This window comes from Haliea sp., from assembly GCF_040222615.1.
Taxonomy (GTDB): Bacteria; Pseudomonadota; Gammaproteobacteria; order Pseudomonadales; family Halieaceae; genus Haliea.
Window position 1 is genome coordinate 1 of record NZ_JAVKCQ010000176.1, and the last position, 19,280, is coordinate 19,280.

14 protein-coding genes are annotated in these 19,280 nt (G+C 64.2%); 4 read left to right on the top strand and 10 right to left on the bottom strand.

Annotation, left to right across the window (positions count from 1 at the left end; translation table 11 throughout):
• Positions 1-15 precede the first annotated feature (15 nt).
• Both iscR and trmJ read right to left on the bottom strand, forming a co-directional pair.
• Complete coding sequence (gene iscR / locus RJQ10_RS14430; RefSeq protein ID WP_350147812.1) at positions 16-495, bottom strand: Fe-S cluster assembly transcriptional regulator IscR; 480 nt, start codon at positions 493-495, stop codon at positions 16-18.
• A 51-nt stretch (positions 496-546) separates the two neighbouring features.
• Positions 547-1,305 (bottom strand): tRNA (cytosine(32)/uridine(32)-2'-O)-methyltransferase TrmJ, encoded by a 759-nt coding sequence (trmJ, locus tag RJQ10_RS14435; RefSeq protein WP_350147814.1) that lies wholly within the window; start codon positions 1,303-1,305, stop codon positions 547-549.
• A gap of 124 nt (positions 1,306-1,429) precedes the next feature.
• On the opposite strand from trmJ, the gene RJQ10_RS14440 reads away from it, so the two are divergent.
• Positions 1,430-2,227, top strand: coding sequence for an inositol monophosphatase family protein (locus RJQ10_RS14440; protein WP_350147816.1), 798 nt, complete (start codon positions 1,430-1,432; stop codon positions 2,225-2,227).
• A gap of 481 nt (positions 2,228-2,708) precedes the next feature.
• Here the strand turns inward: RJQ10_RS14440 and secF are convergent, their stop codons facing one another.
• From secF to RJQ10_RS14460, 4 genes are all read right to left on the bottom strand, one after another.
• Positions 2,709-3,623 carry a protein translocase subunit SecF gene (gene secF, locus RJQ10_RS14445; protein WP_350147818.1) on the bottom strand — a complete coding sequence of 305 codons (915 nt, stop codon included), beginning with the start codon at positions 3,621-3,623 and terminating at the stop codon, positions 2,709-2,711.
• The gene (secD, locus tag RJQ10_RS14450) at positions 3,620-5,500 is read right to left on the bottom strand and encodes a protein translocase subunit SecD (RefSeq protein ID WP_350147820.1); all 1,881 of its coding nucleotides are present in this window, start codon (positions 5,498-5,500) and stop codon (positions 3,620-3,622) included. The genes secF and secD overlap by 4 nt, the downstream gene beginning before the upstream one ends.
• 130 nt (positions 5,501-5,630) lie before the next feature.
• Positions 5,631-9,524, bottom strand: a complete 3,894-nt coding sequence (purL, locus tag RJQ10_RS14455) for a phosphoribosylformylglycinamidine synthase (protein ID WP_350147822.1) — start codon at positions 9,522-9,524, stop codon at positions 5,631-5,633.
• A gap of 114 nt (positions 9,525-9,638) precedes the next feature.
• Entirely contained in the window at positions 9,639-10,826 is a 1,188-nt protein-coding gene (locus tag RJQ10_RS14460) for a flavin-dependent monooxygenase (RefSeq protein WP_350147824.1), read from the bottom strand.
• Between the two features lie 188 nt (positions 10,827-11,014).
• Between RJQ10_RS14460 and mltF the strand changes: the two genes are divergently transcribed.
• Positions 11,015-12,442 (top strand): membrane-bound lytic murein transglycosylase MltF, encoded by a 1,428-nt coding sequence (gene mltF / locus RJQ10_RS14465; RefSeq protein ID WP_350147826.1) that lies wholly within the window; start codon positions 11,015-11,017, stop codon positions 12,440-12,442.
• Here the strand turns inward: mltF and tadA are convergent.
• Positions 12,437-12,892 carry a tRNA adenosine(34) deaminase TadA gene (gene tadA, locus RJQ10_RS14470; protein ID WP_350147828.1) on the bottom strand — a complete coding sequence of 152 codons (456 nt, stop codon included), beginning with the start codon at positions 12,890-12,892 and terminating at the stop codon, positions 12,437-12,439. The genes mltF and tadA overlap by 6 nt on opposite strands.
• Before the next feature lie 407 nt (positions 12,893-13,299).
• Between tadA and RJQ10_RS14475 the strand changes: the two genes are divergently transcribed.
• Positions 13,300-14,928, top strand: coding sequence for a flavin-containing monooxygenase (locus RJQ10_RS14475; protein WP_350147830.1), 1,629 nt, complete (start codon positions 13,300-13,302; stop codon positions 14,926-14,928).
• 58 nt (positions 14,929-14,986) lie between these two features.
• On the opposite strand, the gene RJQ10_RS14480 is transcribed toward RJQ10_RS14475, so the two are convergent.
• The 3 genes from RJQ10_RS14480 to RJQ10_RS14490 form a co-directional block, all read right to left on the bottom strand.
• Positions 14,987-15,529, bottom strand: coding sequence for a hypothetical protein (locus RJQ10_RS14480; RefSeq protein ID WP_350147832.1), 543 nt, complete (start codon positions 15,527-15,529; stop codon positions 14,987-14,989).
• A 26-nt stretch (positions 15,530-15,555) separates the two neighbouring features.
• A complete protein-coding gene (locus tag RJQ10_RS14485; RefSeq protein WP_350147834.1) occupies positions 15,556-17,184 on the bottom strand; it encodes an FMN-binding glutamate synthase family protein in 1,629 nt (542 codons plus the stop codon).
• 74 nt (positions 17,185-17,258) lie between these two features.
• Positions 17,259-18,350: a DUF2855 family protein gene (locus tag RJQ10_RS14490; RefSeq protein WP_350147836.1), complete on the bottom strand. Its 1,092-nt coding sequence runs from the start codon at positions 18,348-18,350 to the stop codon at positions 17,259-17,261.
• A gap of 151 nt (positions 18,351-18,501) precedes the next feature.
• On the opposite strand from RJQ10_RS14490, the gene RJQ10_RS14495 reads away from it, so the two are divergent.
• On the top strand, positions 18,502-19,280 hold a 779-nt coding region (locus RJQ10_RS14495; protein ID WP_502880245.1), incomplete at its 3' end, for an amidohydrolase family protein.

Sequence of the window (19,280 nt, forward strand, 5' to 3'; positions counted from 1 at the left end):
GCCGCGGCCGCCGAATCATATTTCCCGCAGGGCAAGCAGGCTGCCCGGATTGATGAGCGAACGGGCGTCCTGGCGCGAGGATACGTGGCGCACTTCCCGCCGCTCCACCAGGTTTGCGAGACTGATCTGGCTGAGAAAACCGTGGATCTGGTCGCTGAGATCCTGCCACAGGTGATGGGTAAGACACACCTCACCCTGCTGGCAGTCGGCCTTGCCGCCGCAGCCGGTGGCGTCCACCGCTTCATCCACGGCATCGATAATCTGGGCGACATAAATGGCTTCACAGCTGCGCCCCAGGCGATAACCACCGCCGGGGCCGCGCACGCTGCTCACCAGCTGGCGGCGCCGCAGACGCGCAAACAGTTGTTCCAGGTAAGACAGGGAAATATCCTGCCGACTGGAGATCTCCGCGAGGCTCACCGGACCCTCGGTACCGTGGAGGGCCAGGTCCAGCATCGCGGTGACCGCGTAGCGTCCCTTGGTTGTCAGCCGCATGGCAGTACCCACTCGAACAAAGCGGCAGTATGCAATAACCGACCAAATTGATCAACTTTCGCCCGCGCCGCCCCCGGGCGTTGGCGGTGCGAACTTCTGTGTCTCGGTCAGGATGCCGCGCAGGATATTGAGCTCCATCTCGTCGAGGCGCACCCGACCGTAAAGGCGTCGCAACCGGGCCATCAACTGGCGCGGGGCCGCCGGGTCGAGAAAGCCGATTGCCGCCAGAGTCTCCTCCAGATGCCGGTAGAAGCGCTCCATATTCTCCGCTGTGCTGAAGGGGGCGTCCCACTGATCCTCCGCCGCGGCCGGCAGGGTGTCTGCAAGCAGCAGCATCCGCAGCTCGTAGCAGACGATCTGCACCGCCATGGCGAGGTTGAGGGAACTGTAGGCAGGGTCCGAGGGAATGTGCAGGTGCAGGTTGCAGCGCTTCAGCTCTTCGTTGGTAAGCCCCCGGTCCTCGCGCCCGAACAGCACCGCCACCTGTTCCCGGCCCGAACGCAACGCCATTTCCTCCGCACAGCGGCGCGGATCCAGCAGCGGCCATGGAATGCGCCGTTCCCGCGCGCTCGTGCCCACCACATACTGGCAATCGGCAATGGCCTCATCGAGACTGCTGCACACCATCGCCTTTTCCAGCAGGTCGAGCGCACCTGCGGCGCGCCAGCTGGCCTGCTCATCCGGGAACTGGCGCGGCTGTACCAGGACCAGCCGCGACAGGCCCATGTTTTTCATTGCCCGGGCAACCCCGCCGATATTGCCCGGATGGCTGGTATTGACCAGTACGATGCGGATGTTGTCGAGATTCATGCCCGTTTTTAGCGCGCGCCGCGCCCTCAGCAAAAGCCGGCAAGTGTAGCAGATTGCCGGTATGATCAGTGCGGGATGTACTGTTATAATCCCGCGCCCGAAAACGCCCACCCAGGACACCGTTATGGAACCGATGGTCAACATCGCATTGCGCGCCGCGCGCAAGGCCGGCGAGCAGATCGTCCGCGCTTCCGATGAGCTCGACCGCATCGACGTACAGGAGAAGAACGTCAACGACTTCGTCTCCGATGTCGACCGCAACGCCGAGCGCGAGATCATCTACCATTTGCGCAAGGCCTTCCCCGAGCACGCCATCCTGGGCGAGGAGACCGGCCTCACCGGTGACGAGAACGCCGACTACCGCTGGGTCATCGACCCTCTGGACGGCACCACCAACTTCCTCCGCGGCATCCCCCACTACGCCGTTTCCATCGCCTGCCTGTACAAGGGCAAACTGGAGCACGGGGTTGTCGTCGACCCGGTTCGGCGCGAGGAATTCACCGCCTCCCGGGGCCGCGGCGCCCAACTCAACGGGCGCCGTATCCGGGTCAGCAGCCGCACCAGCCTGGACGGCGCGCTGCTCGGCACCGGCATACCTTTCAAGGACCATTGCGATGATCGCCTGGTCCCCTACAGCAAAACCATCGAAGTTCTCGCCGGCCAGTGCGCCGGCATCCGCCGCGCCGGAGCAGCCTCCCTGGACCTGGCCTACGTGGCCGCCGGGCGCCTCGATGCCTTCTGGGAAATCGGCCTCGCGCCCTGGGACATGGCTGCGGGCGCCCTGCTGGTAAAAGAGGCCGGCGGCTTGGTGTCCGACATCAATGCATCGGACAACTACATGGCCTCCGGCAACATCGTCTGCGGCAACCCCAAGTGCTTCAAGGCCGTACTGCAGGTCACCAAACCGCTGCTGGGAAGCTAGATTCCTCGCGTGAATCCGGCCTTCAGCGTCCGTGGGAGCTGATCAGGACACGCTGATTTACACCACGAAGCTGGTCGCCTGAATCCGGTCCTCAGCGTTGGCGAGGGGCGATCAGGACACGCCGTGAACCCGTCCATGGGGGCTTGTGTTCGACATCCATGTCTCACACAGTCCTGCCCCCCCGGCAACGCTGAGGACCTACCGTCGGAGCCGACTGGACGTCTACACGCGTCGCCGCTATGGCATTATCACCAAAGCAGGCACAGCGGCGGGTAACTACTTAGAAGTTGCCGGCACCTCGAGCGGGGTGGGGCCGGCCACTGCCAGTCAGGACCGTTGAGCGCATGGATGCGCGATACGAGCCTACATGGACGTATTTACGGCGTGTCCTGACTGGCTGTGGGGGGAACCACGCCGCGCCCCGCTACGAAGCCGCTTCGCCCAGTCCGGTATTCAGTGCCGACTGGACGTCTGCACGCTGCTACGGCATCAGGTCTTCCTGCTCGGCGCCTTCCTTGACGGGGAGCATCAGGTCTTCCTTGCTCACCCCCATCAGCACCAGCGCATTGGCCGCCACGTAGATGGACGAATAGGTTCCGACCACCACCCCCACCAGCAGCGCGTTGGCGAAACCGTTGATCATTTCACCGCCAAACAGCGCCAGGCAGACCAGCACCAGCAAGGTGGTCAGGGAAGTGACCAGGGTGCGCCCCAGGGTTTCGGAGAGGGAGATATTGATGACCTCGATGGCATCGGCCTTGCGCAGCTTGCGGAAGTTCTCGCGGATGCGGTCGGACACCACGATGGTGTCATTCAGGGAGTAGCCGATCACCGCCAGCAGCGCCGCCAGCACGGTCAGGTCAAACTCGAGGCCGATCAGGGAGAAGAAGCCCAGCGTGATGACGACATCGTGGACCAGGGCGGCGACTGCGCCGACCGCAAACTTGAACTGGAAGCGAAAGCCGATGTACAGCATCACCATGCCCAGCGCCATCAGCATCGCCAGCCCGCCCTGCTCACGCAGTTCCTCGCCCACCTGGGGACCCACGAACTCGATCCGGCGCAGCTCCACGACTCCGTCAAAGTTGTCCTCGAGCAGGCGCACCAGGGCCGTGCCCTGGGTGTCGGCGTGGCCCTGGGGCAGGCGGATCATGACATCCCGGTCGCTGCCGAAACTGACCACGATCGCGCCAGCGTAGCCTCCCGCGTTGAGGACGTCCCGGATCTCACCCAGATTTGCCGATTGGCTGTAATGCACCTCCACCAGGGTGCCACCGGTGAAGTCCAGGCCCCAGCTGAGCTGGCGCGTAGCCAAGGACCCGATCGCGACTACCAACAGGATCGCGGACAGCGCCAGCGCAGCCTTGCGCTGGCCCATGAAGTTGATCGTTCTCATGCTTTCACTCCCCCGATGGACAGGGTTCTGACCTTGCGTCCACCGTAGAACAGGTTGACCAGGGCGCGGGTACCGACAATCGCGGTAAACATGGAGGTCACTATCCCCACCGACAGGGTTACCGCGAAGCCCTTGACCGGGCCGGTACCGACTGCGTAGAGAATGACCGCCACGATAAGGGTGGTGATATTGGCGTCGAGAATGGTGGAGAGCGCCGCGTCATAGCCCGAGTGAATCGCCATCTGCGGGGAGCGCCCGTCCCGCAGTTCCTCCCGTATTCGCGAGAAAATCAGCACGTTGGCATCCACCGCCATGCCCACCGTGAGCACGATGCCGGCAATGCCTGGCAGGGTCAGGGTCGCGCCGATCAGCGACATGAAGGCCACCAGCAGCACCAGGTTGGCGCTCAGCGCCACCACCGCAATAATCCCGAACACGCGGTAGTAGAGAATCATGAAGATCACCACCAGGGCGAGGCCGAACTGCACCGATTTCACCCCGAGACGGATGTTTTCCGCGCCCAGGGACGGGCCCACGGTGCGTTCTTCCACAAAGGAGATCGGCGCCGCCAGGGCGCCGGCGCGCAACATCAGGGCGAGTTCGGAAGCTTCCAGCGGACTGTCGAGACCGGTGATCTGGAACTGCGCACCCAGGGCGGACTGGATCACCGGCGCGGTCAGCAGCTTGCGCTCGTCGTAAGGCACCTGGATCGGTTTTTCACTGCCGTCTTCCTGCATCTCGTAGCGGGTGCGGTATTTGCGCTCGATGAACAGCACCCCCATGCGCCGCTTGACGTTGTTGCGGGTGGCCCGGGACATCAGGGTCCCTCCCTCGCCATCCAGGCTGATCTGGACATTGGGGCGGCCGTTCTCGTCGAAGCTGGCCTGGGCATTGGCGACCCGTTCGCCGGTGATGATAACGTCCCGCTCCAGCCACTCGAAAGAACCCGCGCGGTCCTCACTGCGGTATTCGAAGCGCTGCTTCTCGGATTCCGGCGCGTCCAGGTTGGCCACCAGACGAAACTCGAGGTTGGCCACGGTGCCGAGGATACGTTTGGCCTCCGCGGTATCCTGGATGCCCGGCAGCTCCACCACAATGCGATTCTGGCCCTGCCGCTGCACCAGGGGCTCGGACACCCCGAGCTCGTTGACCCGGTTGCGCAGGGTCGTCAGGTTCTGGCTCACCGCGTAGTTGGCGATTTCCGTACGCATCTGCTCGGTCATCGCCGCCGTCAGGGTCCAGTTGTCGCCGGCGCCATCGCGCTCCAGGGTCAACTCCGGATGGTTGTCTGCGACCAGGGCCCGGGCCTGTTCGCGATCGGCCTCGGTGCGCAGGCGGGCAACGATGCGGCCCTCGGCGTCGCCATCGACGATACCGCGGATACGGTCCTCGCGCAGGGCGCGGCGAATGGCGGTGACATAGTATTCCTGGCGCCGCTCCATGGCGGCGTCGATGTCGACCTCAAGCTTGAAGTGCACGCCACCGCTGAGGTCCAGGCCCAGCTTCATGGGCTGGCCACCCAGATCGCTGAGCCACTCAGGGGTGGTCGGGGCCAGGTTGAGGGCTATGATGAAACCGTCACCCAGGGCGCGCTGCACCCGGGCCTGGGCCACCAGCTGTTGTTCGACATCGCGCAGTCGCACCAGCGCATTGCGGCCGCTCGGGTCGATCAGCTCGCCAAAATGTTCGATCCCGGCCTCCTCCAGTGCCGCGGTGGCCCGGGACAGGGTACGGTCATCGATAATCTGCGCGCTACTCTCCCCGGTAATCTGCAGCGCCGGGTCAGGCGCGTACAGATTGGGCGCGGCGTACAGCAGGCCGGTGGCCAATACCATCAGTACCAGCACATATTTCCACAATGGATACTTGTTCAGCATAGTTTTGCTCTGCCAGAAAAGCGGGCCTCGGCCGGCGCACCGGGTGGTGCGACAGGGCCGGGAATGAAAAGTCCGCCATTATAAAGAATAAGGGGGGGGTCACAAGTGGGGCGTGACTGGCTGGAATTCACTAGCCCACCCAGCGCCGGGCGTTGCGGAACAGCCGCAGCCAGGGTCCATCCTCGCCCCACTCCTCCGGTGCCCAGGAATGCTGGACGGTGCGATATACGCGCTCAGGGTGGGGCATCATGATCGTGGCGCGGCCGTCCCGGCTGCTGAGCCCGGCAATTCCTCCCGGCGAACCGTTCGGGTTGGCGGGGTAACGCACCGCCGGGGACAGATCGTTTTCCAGATAGCGCAGGGCCACGGTTTCGCTGGACTCACAGGCCGACAGGGACCCGGCATCGGCGAACTCCGCCCGCCCCTCGCCGTGGGCCACCGCGATAGGCAGGTGGGAGCCGGCCATATCGGCAAGCAGGATGGATGGATTCCGCTCGATGCGCACCAGGGCAAGGCGGGCCTCGAACTGCTCGGAGCGATTGCGCACAAAGCGCGGCCAGTGCTCCGCCCCGGGGATCAGCTCGCGCAAGGTGGACACCATCTGGCAGCCATTGCACACCCCCAGGGTAAAGCTGTCCTGCCGGGCAAAGAAGGCGGTGAACTGGTCGCGCAGCGCCGGGTTGAAGAGGATGCTCTTGGCCCAGCCCTCGCCGGCGCCCAGTACGTCCCCGTAAGAGAAGCCGCCGCAGGCCACCAGGCCCCGGAACTCCGCCAGGGAGCGGGTGCCGGCGTGCAGGTCACTCATATGGACATCCACCGGGGTAAAACCGGCGCGGTGGAAGGCCGCCGCCATCTCCACGTGGCCGTTGACGCCCTGCTCCCGCAATACGGCCACCCGCGGCCGGGCACCGGTGGCAATGTACGGGGCGGCGATATCTTCCCGCGGATCGAAACCGAGGCGGACCGAGAGCCCCGGATCCGGCGCCAGAATGCGCTGGAACTCCTCCACGGCGCAGTCGGGATTGTCCCGCAGCGCCGCGATTTCGTAGCTGGTGCGGGCCCACAATGCCTGCAGGCGGCTGCGGCTGTCCCGCAGCAGGGGCGTACCCGCCGCGCTGATGGTTACGTCGTCACCCGTCACCGCGCGACCCAGCGGCTGCAGGCAGGCTTCCAGACCCAGTTCCTGCGCGCGCTTGCGCAGTACCGGCACATCGGCGGTGGCCAGCTGCAGCACGGCGCCGGCTTCCTCCGCAAACAGTTGTTGCAATGGTGCGCCAGCCACAGCGGACAGATCCAGCTCCAGCCCGCAGTGGCCGGCGAAGGCCATTTCCAGCGCGGTCACCAGCAGGCCACCATCCGAGCGGTCGTGGTAGGCCAGCAGCTTGCCCTCCTGCAGCAGTTCCTGCACCAGGGTGAAGAACCCGACCAGATCTTCCGGGTCGGCGATGTCGGGCACGCTGTCGCCCACCTGGCCACAGACCTGCGCCAGTGCCGAGCCGCCGAGGCGACCGGCGCCGCGACCGAGATCCAGCAGCCACAGCTGCGCGTCATCGCGGGGCCGCAGCTGCGGGGTGACCGCCAACCGTGCGTCCGTCACCGGGGCGAAGGCGGAAACCACCAATGACACCGGGGCGGTCACTGCCCGCTGCTCCCCCTGCTCCCGCCAGGTGGTGCGCATGGACATGGAGTCCTTGCCCACGGGGATGGTGATGCCCAGTGCCGGGCAGAACTCCATGCCCACCGCCCGCACGGTATCGAACAGTACCTCGTCCTCGCGGCCGTGGCCGGCGGCGCACATCCAGTTGGCGGACAGCTTGATATCCTGCAGGGCCGCGATGGGTGCGGCGCAAATATTGGTGATCGCCTCCGCCACCGCCATCCGCCCTGAGGCGGGACCGCTGACCAGAGCCAGGGGACTGCGCTCACCCATGGCCATGGCTTCTCCGGCATGGCTGTCGTAGGACACTGTGGTGACGGCGCAGTCGGCCACGGGCACCTGCCAGGGGCCAACCATCTGGTCGCGGGCAACCATGCCCGTCACGGTGCGATCACCGATGGTAATCAGAAACTGCTTGCTGGCCACCGCTGGCAGCTGCAATACCCGCTCCACCGCTTCCTGCAGCGGCAGCTCCAGGCTGGGTGGCGTGAGCACCGGCGCCTGGCGGGTCACCTCCCGCTGCATCTTCGGGGGCTTGCCGAACAGCACGGACATGGGCAGGTCCACGGGGGCGTTGCCGAAGTGGCTGTCCGCCAGGGTCAGATGCTGCTCCGCCGTGGCTTCGCCCACCACCGCGAAGGGGCAGCGCTCACGGGTGCAGATGGCCTCGAATCGGGCCAGGTGCTCCGGCTCCACCGCCAGCACGTAGCGCTCCTGGGACTCGTTGCACCAGATTTCCAGGGGCGCCATCCCCGGTTCATCATTGGGAACATCGCGCAGGGTGAAGCGGCCGCCGCGACCACCGTCCTTGACCAGCTCCGGCAACGCGTTGGAGAGGCCGCCGGCACCCACATCGTGGATGAAGGCGATGGGGTTGCGGGTACCCAGCTGCCAGCAGCGGTCGATCACTTCCTGGCAGCGCCGCTCCATTTCCGGGTTCTGGCGCTGCACCGAGGCGAAATCCAGGTCCTCGGCGCTGGCGCCGCTGGCCATCGACGAGGCTGCACCGCCGCCAAGGCCGATCAACATTGCCGGGCCGCCCAGCACGATCAGGTGCGCGCCGGGGGCGAACTCCCCTTTCTCGACGTGCTCCTCGCGGATGTTGCCGTAGCCACCGGCAATCATGACGGGCTTGTGATAGCCGCGGCGTTCGCTGCCGTCAGCTCCCGGGACATCCAGCTCGAAGCTGCGGAAGTAGCCGCACAGATTGGGGCGGCCGAACTCGTTGTTGAAGGCGGCACCGCCAATCGGCCCCTCGAGCATGATCTCCAGCGGCGACACGATGCGCCCCGGCTTGCCGTAGTCGGACTCCCAGGGCTGGAGATAACCGGGGATCTGCAAATTGGACACGGAAAAACCGGTCAGCCCGACCTTGGGCTTGGACCCGCGGCCCACCGCGCCTTCATCGCGTATCTCGCCTCCGGCGCCGGTACCTGCGCCCGGGAACGGGGCGATGGCCGTGGGATGGTTGTGGGTCTCCACTTTCATCAACAGGTGGATGGGCTCCTGGGAGAAGCCGTACTCCGCTGTCTCCGGGTCCGGGAAGAAGCGCCCGGCGTGGTGACCTGCGACCACGGCGGCATTGTCGGAGTAGGCGGAGAGCACATTCTCGCCGCCGCGTTCATGGGTATTGCGGATCATGCCGAACAGGGACCGGTCCTGGGCGACGCCATCGATGGTCCAGCTGGCGTTGAAGATCTTGTGCCGGCAATGTTCGGAATTGGCCTGGGCGAACATCATCAGCTCGACGTCGCTGGGATTGCGGCCGAGGCCGGTGAAGGCCTGCACCAGGTAATCGACCTCGTCCTCCGCCAGCGCCAGGCCCAGGCTCGCGTCCGCGGCCACCAGGGCCGCGCGACCGCCGCCGAGAATGTCGACCGAGCCCATGGGCGCGGGCTCCTGCACCCGGAACAGGGCACTGGCGGCCTCGAGGGCAGGCAGCACGGATTCGGTCATGCGGTCGTGCAGCGCCGATACCACCTGCCCGCGCGCAACCTCCGGCAAGCCCGGGGGCAGCTCAAGGTACCAGGCCGTGCCCCGCTCCAGGCGGAGGACTTCCCCCAGACCGCAGTTGTGGGCGATATCGGTGGCCTTGCTGGACCAGGGCGAAATGGTCCCCGGGCGCGGCACCACCAGCAGCAGTTCGGCATCGCCGGTGTCCCGCTCCCCAGCCTCGTCCCCGGGCCCGTAGTGCAGCAGTTGCCGCAGCAAGCCCTGGCGCTCCTCAGTGAGGGCTTCCCGGGTGTGAGCGAAGTGCACCCATTCGCAGTGCAGGAGACGGATGGCGGGGTCAATAGCAGAGAGTTTCTGTGCCAGCTTGTCCCGCCGGAACGGGGACAGCGCCGGGGCACCGCGCAAAATCAGCATGCAGGGGCGAGCTCCAGGAGAGGTCTTCTGAAAGCCCGCCATTGTACGGGATAGCGGCGCCGCCGGTAACCGGCAATCGCGGGCAATTTCACCCGCCGGCGCCCCCGCCAGGCGCTAGACGAAGAAGTCCTTGCTGTCGTTGCCCAGCAGCACCGAGCCCAGATTACGGGCGAAGGAGGTGGGGTTGTTGGCGACATGAGCCCGACCGGTGTGGATATCCAGGAACCGCTGCTGGATTTCGCTGCCCAGGAACACCGATCCGCCGCCGGCGGAGGAGAACAAGCTGTCTACCACCGCCATGCAGCGCTCGATCACCAGCGAGGCCTGGTAGCGATACTTGATGCGCTCCAGCACGGGCACTTCATCGCCGGCGGTGACCTGGGTCATCATCCGGTCGAAATTGCGGAACAGGATGGCCTCCATTTCATCGATACTCGTGATCGCGGCGGCGATTCGCTCCTGGGTCGCGGTGTCCCCCGCGAGCTTGGTCAAATCGCCGCTGGCCTTCCCCACCACCAGCTGGCGATAGAGGTCCAGGGCATCCCGGGCGGCACCGATTGCCGGGGTGGACACCACCCGCACGAACAGCTGGGCCCAGGGCAGGCGGTACAGGGGCGCGCTGTCGGCTGTCACCCCGGGGTTGGTGCCGAGAAAACCGTCCTCCGCCTTGTGGGTACGGTAGTCGGGCACAAAGGCGTCGTCGACCACGATGTCGTTGGAGCCGGTGCCCTGCAAGCCCATGGCGCTCCAGGTGTCCACGATTTCGTAATCGCCCCGGGGCACCAGAAAACTGCGGAAGCCACCATCCGGACAAATGGCGCCGAGGAAGACCCAGGTACAGTGGTCGGACCCCGAACTCCACCCCCAGCGACCGCTGAGGCGGAAACCACCCTCCACCTCGGTCACCTTGCCCAGCGGCGCATAAGAGGACGAGATGCGGGTGTGAATGTCATCACCCCAGACATCCTCCTGCGCCTGCTCCCCCATCAGCGCCAACTGGAAGGCGTGCACGGCGACGATGCCGGACGCCCAGGCGGTGGACATGCAGTTCTCTGCAATAGCCAGGTGCATGCGAAAGAAGTCCTGCGGATCCACCTCGTGGCCACCCCAGCGGCGGGGCTGCAGCGCGAGGAAAAAACCCGCTTCCTGCAGGGCGTCGATATTTTCCTGTGGCACCCGGCGGATCTTGCGTGCTTCGGGGGCGTTACGGCGGAACAGGTCGCCCAGCGCCAGCACCCGGTCGTAGATATCCTGGGCGCGCAGGGGGGGACGATGGGTCAGTGGCGTCGCGGGCAAGGTCATTGGCTGAACTCCTGATTATTGATTCAAGCATAGCCTACCCCGAACCCGCCGCGACCAAATACCCTGAATGAGTGATAGCAGGCAGTCGCCGGTGCCGCCGGCCCACCCTGTCCACTTGTTGTAGAGCTTTAACGGTGACTTCACGCACCGGGCTGTTCGCGACCCGGCTACGCCGCTAGAATCCCTGCATGATGACGACCCGATTCCTGCTCGCCGCTCTGCTGCTGACCACCCTTTGCGGCTGCTCCCAGTCCGACCGGCTGCGGCAGATACTGGCCGAGGGCGAGATATCCGTGATCAGCCGCAACAGCCCAACCACCTACTACCTCTACAAGGAGGGCGCCGCAGGCTTTGAGCACGACCTGGCACAGCTGCTGGCGGAGGAGCTGGGCGTCAGCCTGCGTATGGAGACCGCGTACACGCTGGAGGGAATCTACCGCAGCCTGGAGCGGGAGCAGGTCGACCTGGCCGCCGCCGGCCTCAGCCTGACCGAGGATCGCAGCGAGCAGTTCAGGCACTCCGTCGCCTATGCCAGCATGGTGCCAAGGGTTGTCTACCGGACCGGAAATCGCCGTCCGGGCGGGCTGGATGAGCTGGATGACCTGCATCTGGTGGTGCTTGCCGGGAGCAGCCACGAACAGGCGCTGCAGGCGCTTGCGGAGGAAGCCTGGCCGGACCTGCGCTGGGAGTCGGTGGCCGAAGCTGACACCATGGAATTGCTGGAGCGGGTGGACAACGGCAGCGCCGACCTGGCGGTAATAGACTCCAGCGAATTCCGCATGCAACAGAGCCTGTATCCCATGCTGGCGGTAGCCTTCGACCTGGGTCCCGAACAGGACATGGTCTGGTACCTGCCCCCGGGACCGGAATACCGCGGCCTGCAGCGACGCGTCGACCAGTTCCTGACACGACTCCAGGAAGATGGGAGCCTGGCGCGACTCTGGGAGCAGCACTTTGGACACACCACGGTGCTCACGCGCATTGGCTCTCATACCTTTGCCCGCAATATCCGCAACAAGCTGCCCGCCTGGCGCGAGCTGATCCGGCAGGTCGCCAACGAATACCAGCTCGACTGGCAACTGCTGGCGGCGATCTCCTACCAGGAGTCACACTGGGAACCTGAGGCAACGTCCCCCACCGGAGTTCGCGGGATGATGATGCTGACCAATCCCACAGCAAAGGAAATGGGCGTAAAGGATCGTCTCGACCCACTCCAGAGCCTGCGCGGCGGCGCCCGCTATCTGAAGGACATACGACGCCGGTTGCCGCGGGACATCCACGAACCCGATCGTACCTGGATGGCCCTCGCGGCCTACAACATCGGCCTTGCGCATCTCGAAGATGCCCGGGTACTGACGGAAGGCCGGGGCGGCGACCCCCACCTGTGGAGCGACGTCATGGCCCACCTGCCGCTACTGCAGAAGCGCGAGCACTACCGCACTACCCGCTACGGCTACGCCCGCGGCGGCGAGGCCACCCGTTTCGTGCAGAACATCCGCCACTATTACAGCATCCTGCAGTGGCAGGACCTGTCCGCCGATCAGCCGGGGCCACCGCTGAACCCGGAGGACTACCTGCCGCTGGCGCTGCAGGACAAACGCTTTCTGGCACTATGAACGGCGGGCCCGGAAAAATGCCTGCAGACGGGCGCTGGAATCCGCCGCCAGCACGCCCTCCTGCCAAAGCACCCGGTGGTTGTACCAGGTGGATTCCAGCAGCGCACACTGACTGCACACCACGCCCGCCCTGGGCTCGCGGGCAGCAAACACCAGCAGCTCAATGCGGGCATGCACCAGGGCTCCGGCACACATGCTGCAGGGTTCCAGGGTGACATAAAGCGTGGCCCCGGGCAGGCGGTAGTTGCCCTCCCGCCGGGCCGCATCGCGCAGCGCTTCGATCTCGGCGTGGGCGGTGGGGTCGTGGCTGCCGATAACACAGTTCCAGCCTTCGCCCAGCAGCTCTCCGCCGCGCACCACCACCGCGCCGACCGGCACCTCGCCCTCCGCGGCGGCGCGATCCGCCAGCGCCAGGGCACGCCGCATCCAGTGTTCGTGATCGGCAATCAAGGCAACAAGCTCCGCCGCGAGGCGGGCCGGTGACCGGGCGCTGGGGATTTCGAGTGAGCCATGGGAAGCCTTTGCCAAGTGCACGGGGCAGGCGCGGGAAATGCACAACTGCCGAGCCTGAAAAGGCCACTAATGTAACGCGATGACCAGGGCGAACTCAATCGCCGGGGGAGACCCCATGAGCAAGCCCCCGGATCAATGGCCTACATTTCTTGTGGGATTAACTTGCTTGTTTGCGCCTAGCAAGTATAGTATCGTTCAGCGCCCGAAACAGGTCCCAAACCGCTTCAGGCCAGCACCACAAACGCATACTATGTAACAAGAAAAGAGCCTGCTATTCCGGTCCCGATACCTGACTAGCTTTATTTTGGGCGGCGCCCGTATTCAATAAGATGAGGAACACCTGTATGACGACCCAAAAACCGGATTTCGATGTTATCGCGATTGGCGCCGGCTTTGCCGGGCTCGCCATGATCCACTACATGCGGGAAGCAGGACTGTCCATCCGCGTATTTGACAAGGCAGACGATATTGGTGGCACCTGGACCTGGAACCGCTACCCCGGCGCGATGACCGACAGCGAGAGCTACTACTACTGCCTGACTTTCTCCAAGGAACTCCTGCAGGAGTGGTCCTGGACCCGGCGCTACCCGGACTGGAAAGAGACCCACAGCTATTTCCACTTCGTCGCCGACAAGTGCGACATGTGGCCCGACATCCAGCTGAATACCGAGATTGTCAGCGCGGACTACCAGAAAGACAGCGGTCACTGGCTGGTGACCACCGGCGAGGGCAAGACCTTTACCTGCAAGTACTTCATCAGCGGCATGGGCATGATCTCCGAGCCTGTGATACCCAAAATCAAGGGCATGGATACCTTCAAGGGGCCACTGTTCCACTCCGCACGCTGGCCGCAGGAAGGTCTCGACTATGCCGGCAAGCGCGTCGGCATCATCGGCGCCGGCGCCACCACCGTGCAGATGTTGCCGGTCATGGCACAGACGGCCAAAAGCGTGACCGTGTTCCACCGCACTCCCAACTTCATCCTGCCCGCCATGCAAAAGCCCATGACCAAGGAGTGGGAAAAGGAGATCAAGGAACACTACGACGAGATCGTCGCCAAGTGCCGCAACCACATGTTCGGCATGGCCTTTGATACCGCCGAAGGTCGCAAGGCCGTGGAAACGTCACCGGAAGAGCGCCAGCGGATTTTCGAGGAGAAATGGACCGGCAGCTTCCGCTGGGTATTCGAGACCTTCGAGGACCTGCTCTCCGATCCGGAAGCCAACAGGATGGCGTCGCAGTTCATCATCGACAAGATGCTGGAGCGCATTGAGGACCCTGCGATCGCGGAGATCCTGGTACCCAAACTCGAGGACTACCCGCTGTTCGCCAAGCGCCCGCCGCTGGATCACGGCTATCTGGAGGCCTACAGCCGCGACAACGTGCAGCTGGTGGACATCAAGGACAAGGAGCCCATTGTCGAGATCACAGAGACCGGTGTACGCACCACGGAAAACCACTACGAATTCGACATCATCGTATTGGCAACGGGCTTCAAGGCCTACACCGGCGCCCTGGAAGCCTTCCCGATTCGTGGCGTCAGCGGCCAGACCCTCGCGGAAAAATGGAAGCAGCAGTCCAAGTCCATCATGGGCGTGTGCGTGGCGGATTTCCCCAACATGTTCATCGTCACGGGCCCCCAGGCACCGTTTGCCAACCTGCCGACATCCATTGAGCAGAATGTCATCTGGATCACCAACTGCATCAAGAAGGTGGAAAGTGAGGGCTACGATATCGTCAGGCCACGCCCGGAAGCAGAGGACGAATGGACTGCCCACACCGCGGAGATCCACAACCAGACGCTGATGGCCGAAGGTGACAAGGTCAACTCGTGGATGATGGGTGCGAACCTTGAAGACAAGGCACCGCGTGTACTGATTTACTTTGGCGGTGCGAACAACTACTACGACAGGATGGACGAGTCAGCCAACCAGGGTTATCCCGAGCTGGAATTCGAGAAGCTCGCGAGTTAGAGCCCCAACCGGCGCTGGGCAGGCCCTGCCCAGCGTCTCCTCCTCAGCTCTGCTGCAGTTACCGCCTGCTGCGACTCCGGCCCGGCAGCGGCTTGTCGCCCGGATAAAGCTGCACGATCCCCGACTCTCCCGACATGTCACCGATGACCCAGATCTGCTCGAACGGATGCGCGGGGGGCAATGACACACGGTGCAGGCACCGCTTCAGTTCCTCCGTGGACCACAGGGGATTGGCGTTGCGAATCACCAGCCAGACCCTGTCGCTGCGGTAGGTCTTCACCGACTTGCTGGCGAGGACCGTATTGAGAGCGGTGAGCAGGCGATCTGCCACAGGCACCTGTATCAATTGATGCAGCGCCTCCAGGGTGCGGATATTGGCCTCCCGACCCAGGATAAGCTTGGCTTCCTCTTCGCTGCCGTAGATATGGGCGATCTCCAGATCCATGCGATCGCCGTTGAGATAGCAGGAAACGTCGGGTTTGTTCGGCTCGTTGTGCCAGATGTGACGCATGGGCTGTCCTGAGCGGTCCTCGTACAGGCGCATGAAAATGCGTGCAGCGTCGTGCTCCAGCTCAACCTTCTCCCGCATGCTGTTGTTCACCCGGCGCCTCCCATGGATGCCGGAACTTAACCGCGAACCCGCGCGGGCGCTGCGAAGCTGTCCGCGCGCGCGTGCTTCCAGAACAAATCAAACACGACATGGCCGTACCCTTCGTCTCCCGCAGGCTGCAGTAGTTGTCCCGGCCGCAAAGCCGGATAAAGCTGGTCGAGCGCCCGCACCTGGGTCTGGGATACACGACGGATGACATGCTCGGGGCCGAGCCGGGAGGGATGCTCCACCCCCGCCGCCATCAGCAGGTCGCGCAGGGCCTTCAGGGTATTCTGGTGGAAATTGCAGACCCGGGTGGCCTTGTCCTCGGGCACCAGTCCACGCTGGCGCCCCGGATCCTGTGTCGCGATACCCGTGGGACAGCGCCCCGTATGGCAACTCTGGGACTGGATGCAGCCCAGCGCAAACATGAATCCGCGCGCCGCGTTGCACCAGTCCGCGCCGATCGCCAGGGTCCGGGCCAGGTCGAACGCGGTGATGATTTTGCCTGCAGCCGCGACCCGCACCCGGTCGCGTAAATCCAGGCCCACCAGGGTGTTGTGCACCAACATCAGGCCCTCGCGCATCGGCACACCGACATGATCGGCAAACTCCAGCGGAGCGGCGCCGGTTCCTCCCTCACCGCCATCGACCACAATGAAATCCGGTAAAATACCGGTCTCCTGCATGGCGCGGGCAATCGCAAACCATTCCCAGGGATGACCAATGGCAAGCTTGAACCCGGCGGGCTTGCCTCCCGACAACTCCCGCAGCCGTGCGACAAACTGCAACAACTCGATGGGAGTGGAGAATGCCGAGTGCACCGCCGGCGAGTGGCAGTCCTCGCCCTCGGGAACTCCGCGCGTGCTGGCTATCTCCCCGGTCACCTTGGCCCCGGGCAGCAGCCCGCCCTGGCCCGGCTTCGCTCCCTGGGACAGCTTCAGCTCAATCATCTTTACCTGCGGCTCGGACGCATTGGCCGCAAAACGCTCCTCGCTGAAGCGCCCGGCGGCATCACGGCAACCAAAATAGCCGGTGCCGATCTCCCAGACCAGGTCGCCCCCGTGCTCGCGATGATAGGGAGAGATCCCGCCCTCCCCCGTATCGTGGTAGAAAGCGCCCCGGCGGGCACCGGCGTTGAGCGAGCGAATGGCATTGGCCGACAGCGCGCCAAAGCTCATCGCGGAAATGTTGAACACGCTGGCGCTGTAAGGCTGCGCCCCACCCTCGCCGACGGTAACGCGAAAGTCGTGATCCGGAATCTGCGCCGGCTGCAGCGAATGGTTGATCCATTCGTAGTCACTGCGGTAGACATTCTCCAGCGTGCCGAAGGGGCGTTTATCCAGATCCGATTTGGCCCGCTGGTAGACGATGGAACGCTGGCGCCGGGAGAACGGCAGTTCCTCGCTATCGGACTCGATGAAGTACTGCCGGATCTCAGGCCGGATGGCCTCCAGCAGATAGCGGAAATGGCCAATCACCGGGTAATTACGCAGCACCGCGCGCCGGGTCTGCAGCAGGTCGTGGAGCCCCACCGCACAGAGCAGGCCCCCCAGCAGCGCCAGCAGGGACCACGCCGGATGCAGGCTGGTCGCCCAGGCTCCCACGGCGGTGATGAATACACCACCCAGCAGGCCCAGATGGCGCAAGGTCGGAAAGAATTTCATCAGGACTCCTGTTTCACACCGGTCTGCCGACACCCCCAGGCACAATAGACCCGACGGTTTCCGGCTACATTGTCTCAGAGTGAGAGAATATTGCCGATAGCGGGATTGATACGCCCGGCAAGCATTTCCGCGTAGACGTGCGCCACAGCCTCCGGTCCCTCACCGTGTTCGACGGTCAACCAGCCCGTAGCCCGCACGGCAAAGTCCCGCCAGGCCGCGCCCAGTCTCGCGTCAAAGCCGTCCCTGCCCCAGTCCTGCATGCGCTGGCGGGCCTGGTCCGGAGCGAAGAACAACCGGGGTTTGGCGCCGGGTAGATCCGCTGGTGGGCGCGGTGCATCCCAGTGTGACAGTCCAACCTGGGTGCTCTCGACCAGCCTGTCGCCAAAATGCCGGTGCACGGCCGCCAGCACCTCACCATCGCCGGCAAAGTCGACCACCAGAGTGGGCAGTTCGGCATCCAGGGTGGCGATCTTGTCATAGGCAAGCACAGTATCGTAGCAGCCGAGACGCTTAACGAAGGCGATGTTGCCGGGTGAGGTCAGGCCGACGACTGCAGGCCCCTCGGGCCGCCGCCGGGACAGCCCGAAGGCGAGACCGAACCCGGTTTTCGACGAGGCACTCAACAGCAGGGCCTGGGTGGCACCAAAGAAAGCATTGTCGGCCAGCCAGTCGTCAATCAGGAACGAGGTGGTAAAGAGGGGGCTGAGGATCGGTCGCAGGTCGTCGAGCACGGGGTCCGCGGCGTTATTCCCGCGCAACCGGCTATAGGTGTTATACACCGGGTGCAGTTCGCGTCGCTGCTTGTACAGGTCGAGAAAGGAGCCCTGCGCCACCTGCTCCGGCTGCATGACGAGATGTGATGACATCGGGAAGTAACCGTAGAGCCGCTCGCCCTCGCCAATGTCCGGGGAGCGCGAGCGCAGGACTGTCGCATAGCCCCAGACCGGAATCCGCCCCCAGCCGGGGTCGGCAGGGAAAAACGACCAGTAATTCAGCATGTCGCCGGCCACGGCATAGGTGATGTTGTTGGCGGTAAAGGCGAATTTCTCCACCGCAACCAGAATCTGCCCCTCATCAAGCACGATCCCGGCGGCCTCGGGGCCCTCGACCCAGCGGGTCCGGGACAGATTTGTGCGATTGACGACGAAATCACGGGTGGTGGTCATAAGCTGCCCTTCTGGTTATCTCACACGGGGACTATCCCATCATAACGCAGTTCCGGCTGCAGGAGCTGGCGACACGGGGATGCAACATTTACACTATACAGCTATGAAAATTTCCATGATTTCCCCGCCGTGTAACATTCTGCTTCTCTCAATGTTTGCGCTGTTCAGCGCTGTGACATCCGCCTCCGGCGCCGATGTGACCGGGGACACTGATGTCCGGGCGGCAGATCTACTTATCACCAATGTTCGCACGATTGGCTTCGCCGGCGATGCGCCAGCCATTCAGGAGGGCGTGGACGTCGTGATAGACGATGGTCGAATTGTGCATGTGGGCGGCAGCGGGTTTGCTCTCCAGGCAGACGCGGAGCTCTACGTCAAAGGACTGACCCTGATCCCCGGCCTCACAGATATGCACGTCCACCTGTGGGATGAAGCCGAACTGGGCGCCTATCTCGGCCACGGCGTTACCACGGTACGAAATATGTCCGGCATGCCCTTCCACCTTGAGTTGCAGGAGCGCATCCGCCAGGGCGAGCTGGCAGGCCCAAGACTCCTGACCAGTGGGCCGATCCTGAACAGTACCGGACCAAACGCGCAGATCAACCACCAGATCGTGGAGGACGAAGCGGCCGCCCGGGCTGCAGTGCGCTGGCAATACAATGCAGGTTTTCGTCGCATCAAGGTCTATTCGAATCTGACGAGGGAGGCCTGGGAGGCCATACGGGACCAATCGTCAGAACTCGGCATGCTGGTCACCGGGCATACCCCCGAGGGTCGCCGGAGCCCGGGCATTCCGTTGCAGTCCCCCTTTGTCATCAACTTCGATGAGCTTCTCGATGACAGCTTTGAAACCATTGAGCATATCGAAAGCATAGTATGGCACGGCCTTCGCGCAGGTCGCGACGAAGATGAGGCCCGAGCCCTTGGCAA